This is a genomic window from Neisseria sp. P0021.S006 (assembly GCF_051956895.1).
In genome coordinates this window covers 19,636-33,607 of sequence record NZ_JBQCWZ010000012.1, presented here as the reverse complement: position 1 = coordinate 33,607, position 13,972 = coordinate 19,636, and the positions used below count along the sequence as shown (strand labels likewise).

Genomic DNA, 13,972 nt, shown 5'->3' with positions numbered 1-13,972 from the left:
GCTACGACTATAGGGAATAGTTAAGAAAAGGAAATTTCTTTTGAGGAGAGTGAGAAGTATGAAGCATCAAGAAGTTGGAGTTATCGATATTTAAAGGTCAGAATCATTGCTACCTTGAAAGACTTAGCCTTTACATAGGGTTGGTCCTGTATAAAAAATAAGATCATGGAAGTATGAATATGAAGTTAAGATATTTTGAATTAGATAGACCTTATGTGGAAAATCGCCAAAGGATCGAGGAGTTGATGGACTCAGCTTCATTAAGATACGAGGAGGCCAGGATAGAGGACTACAATCAAAATTGGAAATGCCGTAGAAAAGCGTTTGTATATGAATCGAAGTGTATGACATCTATGTTGGAGCGACTCTTCAAGCCTGTTCCAACTAAGGATTGTTGGAAAATCATCATAGAATGCATGGATAAGGTCTGCAATCCTTGTATCATAAACTTACTTGGTGTCTATACTGTTCAGGTTCCATTTGATTTTTGTACCTATGAAGCTTTAGATCCTGTTGATAAGAAAAAGATGCTCTTGGCTGCCTTAGTCGAAGGGGCAAACCGTGTATTTCATAAGCTTTCTATTCCATTCTGCTTACTTGGGGATGTAGTGAATGAAATAGAGAGAAACCATTATGAAAATAGTTGGGTATGGAAAAAGAAGAAGATTCAATCCACCACTTTTTCCATTCAAGTGGAACATCAGATCGATAAAGTTGACTTGTTTTGGAATATTGAAAATAAAGACAAGAGTATTCGTCATTTGATTAAAACCTGTCCTGCTCATGAAATGGATTATGGCGTTTACCTTGGTAAATTAGAGGTAAATGATAATTTCCTTTATCTATTGGGTAAAAATAATGAGGTCGTAAGCAAGGTTTCTATAAATAAATGAAGGATAGCTGCTTGTAGTTTTTCTTAAACAGCCAACTATGTCAGAGCGATGGAGTTAGAAAAGGCCGTCTGAAATGGTTTCAGACGGCCTTGGTTTGTGTGTGTATGTTTAGGTATTGTGATTATTTTTTGTTCAGAGAGTCACGGATTTCGCGCAACAACAGAACTTCTTCGCTAGGCTCTGCCGGTGCTTCTTCAGCAGGAGCGTCGGTTTTTTTCAAGGAGTTGATGGCTTTAACCACGCAGAAGATGGCAGCGGCAACGATCAGGAAGCTGATCACAGTGTTGATGAACAGACCGATGTTCAGGGTAACGGCACCGGCTGCTTGAGCGGCTGCCAGGTTGGCGTAACCTTCAGCAGGAGCGGCTTGTGCGCCGTTTTTCAGGGTGATGAACAGGTTGGAGAAATCAACGCCGCCGATTAGTAGACCGATAGGAGGCATGATTACATCGTCAACCAATGATTTGACGATGCCGCTGAATGCTGTACCGACAACCATACCGACTGCGAGGTCGACAACGTTGCCACGCATAATAAATTCTTTAAATTCTGAAGCGATTGACATAATTAATCTCCTGTATGTGTTTGAGTCAAAATCAGATGTGATTCAATTAATCGGCAGGCATCTTAACGCTTTATTAGTTAAGAAAAATTCAATAATGTTAAATTTTGTATTTTATGCCAAAAATGCCCTGCTTCTATGCCTTCTGTATGAAAAACAGGCCGTCTGAATTTTTTCTGTTACTTTTTTACACCACTTTTTATCAGTAGCTAAGTATCAGATAACATGAATGTTATCTTTAGAATCAATGCTCTATCGGAATTTCAAATTGAGGTAGAATGATAATATAATAATGCTGAAAACATAATCATTGAAAGCCTGTAAAGATAATGTTTCGAATTCGTATTTGACTTTCAGACGGCCTTTTTTGTCATGCAGTTATTCAAACCATAATGTAACGGCCATAAAAAACGCACTTTCAGCATGAAAGTGCGTTTGGCGTGAAAACTGTTTAGTTCTCTTCGTCGTTCAGCGCATTGATGCTGTAACCGCCGTCAACGTAGGTAATCTCGCCGGTAATGCCGGAAGCGAGGTTGGACAAGAGGAAGGCGGCGGTGTTGCCGACTTCTTCGGTGGTCACGTTGCGGCCCAATGGGTTGTGGGAAGCGACGTGGCCTAAGAGTTTGCTTAAATCGGCGATGCCGGAAGCAGCCAGGGTTTTGATCGGGCCTGCGGAGATGCCGTTGCAGCGGATGCCTTCTTTGCCCAGGCAGGCGGCAGTGAAGCGGATGCCGGCTTCGAGGCTGGCTTTGGCCATGCCCATAACGTTGTAGTTAGGAATGGCACGAACGGCGCCTAAGTAGCTCAGGGCAACGATTGCGGCGTTGCGGCCCTGCATCATCGGACGGGCGGCTTTTGCCAGCGCAGGCAGGCTGTATGCGGAGATTTCGTGAGCAGTGTTGAACGCTTCGCGGCTGATGCTGTCGAGGAAGTCGCCGCTCAAAGCTTCTTTCGGGGCAAACGCGATGGCGTGCACCAAACCGTCGAGGCCGTCCCAGTGTTTGCCCAAGTCAACGAAAACTTGGTTGATTTCGTCGTCGCTGGCAACGTCGCAGCGGAACACGAGTTCGGAGCCGAGTTCGGCCGCCATTTTACGGACGCGCTCTTCCAGTTTGTCGACAACATAAGTGAATGCCAATTCCGCGCCTTGTTCGCGGCAGGCTTTGGCGATGCCGTAAGCGATGGAACGCTCGGAGATCATGCCGGTAATCAGAATTTTTTTGCCTTGCAAAAAGCCCATTTTCTTATCCTTTAGCAGTGGTATTGCGGTTGCATTAAACTGCGCATTATAGCAAAAACCGCTGTTTCGGCATAGAAAAAAACGGATAACCCTTTGTCTTGCCTCAAATAGGGATAAGGTTGTCTGCCAAGGCCGTCTGAAACCTGACGGAACGGCGGCAAAACGTTATACTTGATAGTCTTAATGACCGATGTTTCAGGAGTGAACCATGCCCGAGCAAAACCGCATTCTCTGCCGAGAACTCAGCCTGTTGGCGTTTAACCGTCGTGTATTGGCTCAGGCGCAGGATACGAAAGTTCCCTTGTTGGAACGTTTGCGTTTCCTGTGTATCGTGTCTTCCAATTTGGACGAATTTTTTGAAGTGCGCATGGCGTGGTTGAAACGCGAAAACAAATTGCGCCCGCATCAGCTGCTCGACAACGGAAAAACCGCGGCCGAAACCATCGAAGCGGTGGCGAAAGAGGCGCAGGCCTTGATTCGCGAGCAGTACGATCTGTTTAACAAAGTATTGCAGCCTGCACTCGGCCGCGCCGGCATTCATTTCTATCGCCGCCACAAATGGATGGCCGCGCAGAAAAAATGGATCGAAAACTATTTCGACAATGAGCTGTTGCCCATTCTCACGCCCATCGGCCTTGATCCGTCACACCCGTTTCCTCGCCCGTTAAATAAATCGCTCAACTTCGCCGTCGAACTCGAAGGCACGGATGCGTTCGGCCGGCCGTCTGGTATGGCGATTGTGCAGGCTCCGCGCATTTTGCCGCGCGTCGTCCCCATGCCGTCTGAAATTTGCGGCGGCGATGCAGGCTTTGTGTTCTTGTCTTCGATTTTGCACGCCCATGTCGGCAAACTCTTTCCCGGCATGAAGGTGAAAGACTGCCATCAGTTCCGCCTCACGCGTGACAGCGATTTGACGGTTGATGAAGAAGATTTGAAAAACCTGCGTGCCGCGATTCAAAACGAGTTGCACGACCGCGAATACGGCGACGGCGTGCGCTTGGAAGTGGCGGACACTTGTCCGGCGCATATTCACGACTTCCTGCTTGCCCAGTTCAAGCTGACTTCTGCCGAGCTGTATCAGGTCAAAGGTCCGGTTAATTTGGTGCGCCTCAATGCCGTCCCGGATTTGGTGGACAGGCCGGATTTGAAGTTTCCGCCGCGCAACGCAGGCCGTCTGAAAGCCTTACGCAAAAACGGCTCAGTGTTCAAACTGGTCAAACAGTCGCCGATTTTGCTGCACCACCCGTATCAGTCTTTCGATCCGGTTGTCCAAATGATACGCGAGGCTGCTGCCGATCCGGATGTGTTGGCCGTCAAAATGACCATTTATCGTACCGGCAGCAATTCCGAGCTTGTGCGCGCATTGATGAAGGCTGCACTGGCGGGCAAGCAAGTTACCGTCGTGGTTGAACTGATGGCGCGTTTTGACGAAGCCAACAACGTCAACTGGGCGAAACAGCTCGAAGAGGCGGGTGCGCACGTCGTGTACGGCGTATTCGGCTACAAAGTCCACGCCAAAATGGCTTTGGTTATCCGCCGTGAAGACGGCGTGCTCAAGCGTTATGCCCACCTCGGTACCGGCAACTACCACCAAGGCACATCGCGCATTTACACCGACTTCGGCATCATCACCGCTGACGAACAAATTACTGCTGATGTGAACACGTTGTTTATGGAAATCACAGGCTTGGGCAAGCCGGGCCGTCTGAACAAGCTCTATCAAAGCCCGTTTACCCTACACAAAATGGTCATCGACCGCATCAAGCAGGAAACCGAACACGCCAAAGCAGGCAAACCGGCACGGATTACCGCCAAGATGAACTCCCTCATCGAGCCGAGCGTAATTGATGCGCTGTATCAGGCCAGCGCGGCAGGCGTGCAAATCGACCTGATTGTGCGCGGTATGTGTACTTTGCGCCCGGGGGTAAAAGGCTTGTCCGAAAACATCCGCGTCCGCTCCATTATCGGCCGCCAACTCGAACACTCGCGCGTGTATTGCTTCCATAACAACGGCGCAGACGATACCTTTATCTCCAGCGCCGACTGGATGGGTCGCAACTTCTTTCGCCGCATTGAAGTCGCCACGCCGATTACCACGCCCGAACTCAAAGAACGCGTGATCCGCGAAGGTTTGGAAATGGCCTTGGAAGACAATACCCAGGCTTGGCTGATGCAGCCTGACGGCAGTTATGTCCGCACCCAGCCGCAAGACGGCGAGCCTGCGTTTGGTTTGCAGGAAGGTTTGTGGAAAATATACGGACGTTGAGTTGAATAATGTCTCAGGCCGTCTGAAACGCAGGTTTCAGACGGCCTTTTTTGATTTTGCCGTTATAATTCCGTTTCCCAATCTTTCAGACGGCCTTTTCCTATGAAATCTTACCCCGATTCCTATCTCCATTTTGAAAACCTCGAATCTCCCGAAACGCAAGATTTTGCCGCCGCGGCCCATGCCGAAACGCGTGCGCGTTTTTTAGAAAACGACAAAGCGCGCGCATTGTCCGACGGCATTTTGGCGCAGTTGCAGGACACGCGGCAGATTCCGTTTTGTCAGGAACACCGCGCGCGGATGTACCATTTCCATCAGGACGCAGAATATCCGAAGGGCGTGTACCGCGTATGTACCGCGGCGACGTACCGTTCCGGCTATCCCGAGTGGAAAATCCTGTTTTCAGTGGCGGATTTCGATGAATTGCTCGGCGACGATGTATATTTGGGCGGCGTGTCGCACTTGGTGGAAAAGCCCAACCGCGCGTTGTTAACACTGAGCAAATCGGGCGGCGATACGGCGTACACGCTGGAAGTGGATTTGGAAGCAGGGGAGTTGGTAGAAGGTGGTTTTCACTTTCCGGCAGGCAAAAACCATGTGTCGTGGCGCGATGAAAACAGCGTGTGGGTGTGTCCGGCTTGGGATGAACGCCAGTTGACCGAATCGGGCTATCCGCGCGAAGTATGGCTAGTGGAACGCGGCAAGAGTTTCGAGGAAAGCCTGCCGGTGTATCAAATTGCCAAAGACGGCATGATGGTAAACGCGTGGCGTTACCTCGATCCGCAGGGTTCGCCGATTGATTTGATTGAAGCGTCGGACGGTTTTTACACCAAAACTTATTTGCAGGTGTCGGCCGAAGGTGAGGCGAAACCGTTAAACCTGCCCAACGATTGCGACGTAGTCGGCTATTTGGCGGGTCATCTTTTGCTGACGCTGCGCAAAGACTGGAACCGCGCGAACCAAAGCTATCCGAGCGGCGCATTGGTAGCGGTGAAGCTGAATCGGGGCGAACTCGGGGCGACGCAGCTTTTGTTTGCGCCCGATGAAACGCAGGCATTGGAAAGCGTGGAAACGACCAAGCGTTTTGTCGTGGTGAGCCTGCTGGAAAACGTACAAGGCCGTCTGAAAGCATGGCGCTTTAGCGACGGCAAATGGCAGGAAGTCGAACTGCCGCGCCTGCCTTCGGGTGCATTGGAAATGACCGACCAACCGTGGGGCGGAGACGTGGTTTACCTTGCCGCCAGCGATTTCACCACGCCGCTGACGCTGTTTGCGCTGGATTTGAACGTGATGGAACTGACCGTCATGCGCCGTCAGCCGCAGCAGTTCGATTCAGACGGCATCAACGTGCAGCAGTTTTGGACGACTTCGGCCGACGGCGAGCGCATTCCTTATTTCCACGTCGGTAAAAACGCCACGCCCGACACGCCGACTTTGGTTTATGCCTACGGCGGTTTTGGCATTCCCGAATTGCCGCATTATCTCGGCAGCGTTGGCAAATATTGGCTGGAAGAGGGCAATGCCTTTGTGTTGGCGAACATCCGCGGCGGCGGCGAATTTGGCCCGCGCTGGCATCAGGCGGCGCAGGGAATCAGCAAACACAAAAGCGTTGATGATTTATTGGCAGTCGTGCGCGATTTGTCCGAACGCGGCATGAGTTCGCCCAAACACATCGGTTTGCAGGGCGGCAGCAACGGCGGCCTGATTACCGCTGCCGCCTTCGTGCGCGAGCCGCAAAGTATCGGCGCGCTGGTGTGCGAAGTGCCGCTGACCGACATGATCCGTTATCCGCTGCTGTCCGCCGGTTCAAGCTGGACGGACGAATACGGCAATCCGCAGAAATATGAAGTCTGCAAACGCTGGCTGGGCGAATTGTCTCCGTATCACAATCTTTCAGACAGCATCGATTATCCGCCCGCACTCATCACTACCAGCCTCAGCGACGACCGCGTCCATCCCGCCCACGCGCTCAAGTTCTACGCCAAACTGCGCGAAACCTCGCCGCAATCTTGGCTCTACTCGCCTGACGGCGGCGGCCATACCGGCAACGGCACCCAACGCGAATCCGCCGACGAACTTGCCTGTGTCTTGCTGTTTTTGAAAGAGTTTTTAGGGTAGAAGCAAGCAGCAGGATTGACTGTTTTGTAAAGTTGAGAAACAAAATACTCTTGTTTCGGCAAGTGAAAAGAAGGCCGTCTGAAAAACGAATATTAAAGTTTTTCAGACGGCCTTCTTTTCTTTTAACTTTCAACATATCCCGATAAAATGGACACTTTGTAAGTGATCATTGATGGAAGACGCAATTATGGCAACCGAACCGAAAAATTATACACGATTTAGAAAATAATTTCAAACAAAACAATATATTAAAACTTAAACAAATCTTTCCCGAAGTCTTTTGCGAAGACCAAATCGACTTTGAGAAACTCAAACTTGTCCTTGGCGCAGAAAACCTTGCCGGTGTGGGCGAACGTTATCAACTCGATGCTGTAGAAACTAGTAGCGTTGTTTACAGTATTTCTAGGAGAATACTGAAACATGAACATGCACAAAAACACCCGTCTCACCCCGTCTCTGGATTTGGATATCCTCAACGGCATCATGCGCCAAGCCGTGTTGCAGCAGCTGCAAACCTACTTGGGCGCGGACACCATCATCGAAACACACATCACCCGCGATATGCTCGAACGCGCAGAAAAAATCCGCCTCTCCAACGCCTTGAGAGGCGTGTTTGAGGCGGATTTGGTGTACTAGGAACAATCAATGATTTCTCGGAAATGGATAAAGCCTGAAGGCGATTATTCGTTAGACGGTTTATCTGTCTGAGACGGTTTATCTGTCTGAGACTTGTGCGTTTGCAATATGCTCACTACCTTACCCTCATAACGCTGGCGTAACCACGCCTGTATCCGCTCGTAATCTTTGGCAGGTAGTGGCTGCTCCAATTCGAGAGAGACAACGACGATATCGTCATATGTATCTGTCTTCGGTTCTGCGTTTTTTTGGCTTTCAGACTGTTCGGAAACAGGCGTTGTTTGCGCTTTATCCCAAGCCAAGCCGCGTCCGACAACGATTTTTTCCGCTTCCGGATATTGGGCTTTTAATTCCTTAAGTACCGCTGCATCGTCGATATCGGAGGCTTTGCCTGCCAGTACGGTATCGATATAGGCCTGTTGCTCTTTCAGCTCATTTTGCTGCTGAACCGGGTTGTTTTGGCTTGCCAGCAATTCTTCGATTTTGGCATTGTCCCCTCCCGCATAGACCACGTTGACCTTCGGCTCTTTCACACCTGACGCTTCAAGGCTTTTCACGAGCAAGGCGGAAATTTTCTCGGCATTGCCCGTTCCATTGACAACCAGACTGACTTTATTTTCTCTATGGTTCAACATCTTACGCAGCACGAAAAAACCTTCCTGTTGCTTCGCAGTGGCAATGGCAGCATTGGCTCTGGTGTTGAAGATCTCCTGACGCACCAGTCCTGATGCCATATAGCCGCTCGGAATCATCACAGCCAACACGACGGCAGTAATAATGATGCTTTGCAACCGGCGTTTGGATTCCGTTACCAACCCCCTGCGCGGCAGCTTGAGCAGCTTGGAAAACAACAAGGTCGAAAAAGCGATGAACACGCAGTTGATGGCAAAAAGATATGAAGCACCGAGAAAGTAGTGCCAGTTGCCATGTGCCAGTCCGTAGCCCGCAGTACACAGGGGCGGCATCAATGCGGTAGCAATCGCCACACCCGGTATGGCATTGCCTCCTTCTTTTCGAGTCAGCGCCACAATACCCGCACTACCGCCGAAGAAGGCAATCAACACATCCCAAAGGGTCGGCTGAGTACGCGCCAAAAGCTCGCTTTGCGCCTCTTTAAGCGGGGTTAACAGGAAATACAACGTAGCGGTAATCAAGCTGATGACGACGAATATAATAATATTGCGCACGGCTTGACGGATCAGCGCAGTATCCCCTACCGCCAAACCGTAACCCATACCTACAATCGGCCCCATCAACGGCGAAATCAACATCGCGCCGATCACTACCGCCGTGCTGTTTACATTTAGACCGATACTCGCCACGGCAATGGCAAACATCAATACCCACATATTGGTTCCGGACACCCGAGTATTGGCGCGGATGACGGCATCAATTTTATCGGGATGGGCCTGGTCATGCGCAAGATTGAACACATCTTGCAACTTGGTCATGGCACCATTGTCTTCTTTTGGCTGATTTTCTTGTTCTTCTTGGTTTTTAATGTTTTCTTGGTCTTGCATTTTCATCCTTAAATCAATCTTAACGATTGTCTCTGAATATTTAATTAACTGGAATTTCGGATACTGATAATTATGCTTTAATACTGATTTCAAATATGATTAAGCAGATACCTTGCAGAAGGTTAGCATACACATGAAAACGCTGACAACGCTGATCCTGCGTAGGCCTTCACGAAACCAGCATATGCAAAAACCTTCTCTCAAATCCAATTTCTACTTTTTCAGCAGCAACCGCCATCAAAATTTTTTAAGGGGCTGTACTAGTAGATTAGCCCTAAATTTCACACCATTTTTGCAGGATTTTTAGCTGCCGGGACGGTGTGCCGAAGTTAAATCGAAATTCGCATTCTTTCAAGAACAACGGGAAAGATTTGCGATCGATTCCGTTGTATTTTCGCAAGACACGTTTTGCCTGATTCCAAAAATTCTCAATGCCGTTAATGTGGTTCTGACGGTCGGCAAATTCCTTGGAATGGTTGATGCGGTAATGGATGAAACCGCTCACGTCCAACTTGTCGTAGCTACTCAGACTATCGGTATAAACAATACTGTCCGGCATGATTTTCTTTTTGATGACAGGGAGTAACGTTTCAGACTTGGCATTATCCACCACAACGGTATAGACCCGTCCGTTGCGTTTCAGAATGCCGAAGACAACCACTTTTCCTGCCGCACCGCGACCACGTCTGCCTTTACGCCGTCCGCCGAAATAGCTTTCGTCCAGTTCGACAGAGCCCTCAAAAACCTCATCGGCAGCCAAGGCCAAATGATAGTTGATAACCATGCGGATTTTACGGTAGAACAGTGCTGCCGAATTGGGATGGATACCCAAAATATCGGCGGCAGAACGGGCGGTAACTTCGAGTACAAAAAAACGAAGCAGTTCTTTCTGTACTTTTTTTCTTTAATTTGCAGTGAGTTATCTTCATATTTCGAGGGTAACATATCTGCTAATCTAGTACAGCCCCTTGTTTTTAATAATGTTAATGTTGATACGTAACAAAAACAAATTCCTGCTTGTAGGTTAAAATCAGCATATGCTAATATGCGCAACAACAGGTTTTTCCAGAATAATCTGTGCTAAAATGCAGGATTAGATGGAAAACTCTATCCAAATTCGGTACAATACCGACGAATTATTTCCCTTAAACAACCTGCCGCAAGGCGAAAAGGAACGACTGACATGTCAAACATCGAACAACAAGTTAAAAAAATTGTTGCTGAACAACTGGGCGTAAACGAAGCCGAAGTGAAAAACGAATCTTCTTTCCAAGACGATTTGGGTGCTGACTCTCTGGACACCGTAGAACTGGTGATGGCTTTGGAAGAAGCTTTCGGCTGCGAAATCCCTGACGAAGACGCTGAAAAAATCACTACCGTACAATTGGCTATCGACTACATCAACGCCCACCAAGGCTAATCGGTCGCACCAAACATCCAGCCTCTGCTGCGCCATCGCAATAGAGGCTTTTACCTTATTATTAAACCCCTGAAATTTCAGACGGCATGAGTTTTGCCCGTTTTCACGAAGAAAAAGAGCAAGGCTGCCGCGAAAATCCCGACAACCAACAGCGAGATTATCATGAGTCAGAGAAGAGTAGTCATCACAGGTCTTGGCCAAGTATCACCGGTCGGCAACGACGTCGCCACCGCATGGAGCAATCTGCTCGCAGGCAAAAGCGGCATCGGACGGATTACCCGCTTTGACGCATCCGACATCAACAGCCAAATCGCCGGCGAAGTGCGCGATTTCGACATCGGCCAATACATCAGCGCGAAAGAAGCGCGCCGTATGGACGTGTTCATCCACTACGGTATTGCCGCCGCCCTGCAGGCCATTAATGATTCAGGCTTGGACGATTTGGAAACCCTCGACAAAGACCGCGTCGGTGTCAATATCGGCTCCGGTATCGGCGGCCTACCGAGCATTGAAGCGACCGGTAAAGCCGTCATCGAAGGCGGCGCGCGCAAAATCAATCCTTTCTTTATCCCAGGCTCGCTGATTAACCTGATTTCCGGCCATGTCACCATTCTCAAAGGCTACCGCGGCCCGAGTTACGGCATGGTTTCTGCCTGTACAACCGGCGCACACTCCATCGGCGACTCTGCACGATTGATTAAATACGGCGACGCAGACGTTATGATTGCCGGTGGCGCAGAAGGCGCGATCAGCACTTTGGGCGTCGGCGGTTTTGCCGCCATGAAGGCACTTTCCACCCGCAACGACGACCCTGCTACCGCTTCCCGTCCGTGGGACAAAGGCCGTGACGGTTTCGTTATTGGCGAAGGCGCTGGCGTGCTGGTGTTGGAAGAATTGGAACACGCGAAAAAACGCGGTGCGAAAATTTACGCCGAAATCGTCGGCTTCGGTATGAGCTCCGATGCTTACCACATTACCGCGCCTAACGAAGAAGGCCCTGCATTGGCCGTTACCCGCGCCCTGAAAGATGCCGGCCTGAATCCTGAAGACGTTGATTACGTCAACGCACACGGTACATCGACTCCTTTGGGCGATGCCAACGAAACCAAAGCCATTAAACGCGCTTTGGGCGATCATGCGCGCAAAGTCATCGTTAACTCCACCAAATCCATGACCGGCCACTTGCTCGGCGCGGCCGGCGGCGTGGAAGCGTTGTATAGCGTGTTGGCGGTACACGAGCAGAAATCTCCACCGACCATCAACATCTTTGAACAAGACGTTGAAGCCGGTTGCGATTTGGACTACTGCGCCAACGAAGCACGCGATGCGAAAATCGACGTTGCCATCTCCAATTCCTTCGGCTTTGGCGGTACCAACGGCACATTGGTATTCAAACGCTTTACAGGCTGATAGAAGGTTTAAGTAGATTGAAAAGGCCGTCTGAAACTGGATTTCAGACGGCCTTTTTTTATTTTGAAAACTAAATACTCTTGATAATCTGTATCATTTGTATAAAAATACTGATTCCTATCAATATCGCCCGGATTTTATCGGGTAATCAACCCAATTACATTTTTATCAGGAGTCTGCAATGAAAACCATCCGTATTCTGGCATTGGCCGCCGCGCTAGCCGCCGTGCCTGCATTTGCATCTGATTTTGGCCATGAACAGGCATTGACTATAGACGGTAAGCCTGCCCATTTGGCAGAAACTTCAGCCCGTATTTTGGCAAACGAAACCCTGACTGCGCCGCAACTGGTCGAAGATATCACTGATGGATTCGGTTCGAAAAAAATTCCAGGTTATAAATTGATGATTATGGGCCGCACTTATTCGGTGGCGGCAGAAACCAAACCGCCGAAAGAGGGCCAAACTCAGTGGCGGGACAATACGTTCATTCATCGCGGCGTAAAACTGTTTGTCGGTATTCCGGTCAAAAACGGCAAGATGGATTTGGCGTCTGCCAGATTGATTAATATCGGCGTGGTTGACGACAACGGTGGTGCCGCGCCTCATGATGAGGGTGAAAAAATCCGTCCGGTCGGTAAGCAGCTGATGTCCCCCGATACCAAAGTGGGAAATGTGAAACTCAATATTGCCAAACTGACGTTGCCAAATATGAAATTAGGCGAAACCAGTGGCGGTGGTGTGAAATTGGAAGCATCGGCAACATTGGACGGTAAGCCGATACAGACCAAAATCGACAGCACGTTCTCCCGCTTCTATTCCGCTAAACCAGCCGCTACACGGCCGTTTATGGCAGATGCACGGTTTGTGAAATAATCGTAAAGGCCGTCTGAAATCCTGCTTCAGACGGCCTTTTATATAACGAAACTGCATAAGTTTAGTTTTTCATAGATTAAAGGTAAGGAGTTAAAAAAGCGTAGAATGGCGATTTTAAAAATTCATCATTGGAGGTCGATCATGACGGTAACGATTTTAGACGGCGGAATGGGGCGTGAACTGCATCGGCGTGGCGCACCGTTTCGTCAGCCGGAATGGTCTGCTTTGGCTTTGATGGAAACACCGGAGATTGTACGCGAAACGCATTTGGACTTTCTTCGCGCAGGCGCACAGGTGATTACGACCAACAGTTATGCGCTTGTTCCGTTTCATATCGGGCAGGAGCGCTTTGATGCTCAAGCTGCCGAATGGGCAAGGCTTTCCGGCCGTTTAGCGCGTGAAGCGGTGGAACAAAGCGGGACTACTGCAAAAGTAGCCGCAAGCCTGCCGCCGTTATTCGGTTCTTACCGCCCTGACTTGTTTGACAAACAAGTCGCACCTGCTTTGGCGCGCCCTTTAATATCGGGTTTGATGCCGTTTGCTGATATTTGGTTGGCAGAAACCGTATCCAGCTTGGAAGAAGCGCGTTTCTGGCGCAGCAGTCTGCCTGATGACGGTAAGCCGTTTTGGGTATCGTTTACTTTGGAAGATACGATGCCGCATGATGTACCGGTGTTGCGTTCGGGAGAAACCGTGCACGAGGCGGCGGATTTCGCGGTAGAAATAGGTGCGGCGGCAATGTTGTTCAATTGCAGTCAGCCTGAAGTAATGGCAGAAGCTTTGAAAGTGGCACATGAAGCCCAAGGCCGTCTGAAACTGGGTGTGTACGCCAATGCATTTGAACCGGTACAAGGTCAGATGAACGAGGCCAACGACGGTTTGGATCCGATTCGCTCCGATGCCACGCCGAAAAATTATTTGGCATGGGCGAGACAATGGGCGGATTTGGGTGCTGAAATCATCGGCGGGTGCTGCGGTATCGCACCTGAACATATCCGTGCGTTGGCGCAAGGATTTAAGGCCGTCTGAAAGC

10 protein-coding genes and 2 pseudogenes are annotated in these 13,972 nt (G+C 49.6%); 8 read left to right on the top strand and 4 right to left on the bottom strand.

What is annotated here, in order from left to right:
* Window positions 1–173: 173 nt before the first annotated feature.
* Window positions 174–893: a hypothetical protein gene (locus ACTHUM_RS04275; protein ID WP_199900426.1), complete on the top strand. Its 720-nt coding sequence runs from the start codon at window positions 174–176 to the stop codon at window positions 891–893.
* Window positions 894–1,014: 121 nt separating this feature from the next.
* Here ACTHUM_RS04275 and mscL read toward each other — a convergent pair whose 3' ends face one another.
* Together mscL and fabI are read right to left on the bottom strand one after the other, a co-directional pair.
* Complete coding sequence (mscL, locus tag ACTHUM_RS04270; RefSeq protein ID WP_004519029.1) at window positions 1,015–1,458, bottom strand: large conductance mechanosensitive channel protein MscL; 444 nt, start codon at window positions 1,456–1,458, stop codon at window positions 1,015–1,017.
* Between the two features lie 448 nt (window positions 1,459–1,906).
* Complete coding sequence (fabI, locus tag ACTHUM_RS04265) at window positions 1,907–2,695, bottom strand: enoyl-ACP reductase FabI (protein ID WP_049344977.1); 789 nt, start codon at window positions 2,693–2,695, stop codon at window positions 1,907–1,909.
* Window positions 2,696–2,903: 208 nt separating this feature from the next.
* Between fabI and ppk1 the strand changes: the two genes are divergently transcribed.
* The 3 genes and pseudogenes from ppk1 to ACTHUM_RS04250 form a co-directional block, all read left to right on the top strand.
* The gene (gene ppk1, locus ACTHUM_RS04260) at window positions 2,904–4,961 is read left to right on the top strand and encodes a polyphosphate kinase 1 (RefSeq protein WP_440361263.1); all 2,058 of its coding nucleotides are present in this window, start codon (window positions 2,904–2,906) and stop codon (window positions 4,959–4,961) included.
* Window positions 4,962–5,063: 102 nt separating this feature from the next.
* Window positions 5,064–7,079, top strand: a complete 2,016-nt coding sequence (locus ACTHUM_RS04255) for a prolyl oligopeptidase family serine peptidase (protein ID WP_440361264.1) — start codon at window positions 5,064–5,066, stop codon at window positions 7,077–7,079.
* Between the two features lie 444 nt (window positions 7,080–7,523).
* Window positions 7,524–7,715, top strand: a pseudogene (locus ACTHUM_RS04250) (aminotransferase class IV); the annotation flags it as partial.
* 44 nt (window positions 7,716–7,759) lie between these two features.
* On the opposite strand, the gene ACTHUM_RS04245 reads toward ACTHUM_RS04250, so the two are convergent.
* Both ACTHUM_RS04245 and ACTHUM_RS04240 read right to left on the bottom strand, forming a co-directional pair.
* Entirely contained in the window at window positions 7,760–9,235 is a 1,476-nt protein-coding gene (locus ACTHUM_RS04245; RefSeq protein WP_049344980.1) for a DUF389 domain-containing protein, read from the bottom strand.
* A 274-nt stretch (window positions 9,236–9,509) separates the two neighbouring features.
* Window positions 9,510–10,164: pseudogene (locus ACTHUM_RS04240) on the bottom strand (IS1595 family transposase).
* A gap of 254 nt (window positions 10,165–10,418) precedes the next feature.
* Here ACTHUM_RS04240 and acpP point away from each other — a divergent pair.
* The 4 genes from acpP to ACTHUM_RS04220 all read left to right on the top strand — a co-directional run bounded on the left by acpP (window position 10,419) and on the right by ACTHUM_RS04220 (window position 13,968).
* On the top strand, window positions 10,419–10,655 hold the full coding sequence (acpP, locus tag ACTHUM_RS04235) for an acyl carrier protein (RefSeq protein ID WP_003679644.1): 237 nt from the start codon (window positions 10,419–10,421) through the stop codon (window positions 10,653–10,655).
* 162 nt (window positions 10,656–10,817) lie between these two features.
* Entirely contained in the window at window positions 10,818–12,065 is a 1,248-nt protein-coding gene (gene fabF, locus ACTHUM_RS04230; protein WP_049336023.1) for a beta-ketoacyl-ACP synthase II, read from the top strand.
* Window positions 12,066–12,246: 181 nt separating this feature from the next.
* A complete protein-coding gene (locus tag ACTHUM_RS04225; protein WP_039861873.1) occupies window positions 12,247–12,939 on the top strand; it encodes a hypothetical protein in 693 nt (230 codons plus the stop codon).
* Between the two features lie 141 nt (window positions 12,940–13,080).
* On the top strand, window positions 13,081–13,968 hold the full coding sequence (locus tag ACTHUM_RS04220) for a homocysteine S-methyltransferase family protein (RefSeq protein WP_039861922.1): 888 nt from the start codon (window positions 13,081–13,083) through the stop codon (window positions 13,966–13,968).
* Window positions 13,969–13,972: the final 4 nt, after the last annotated feature.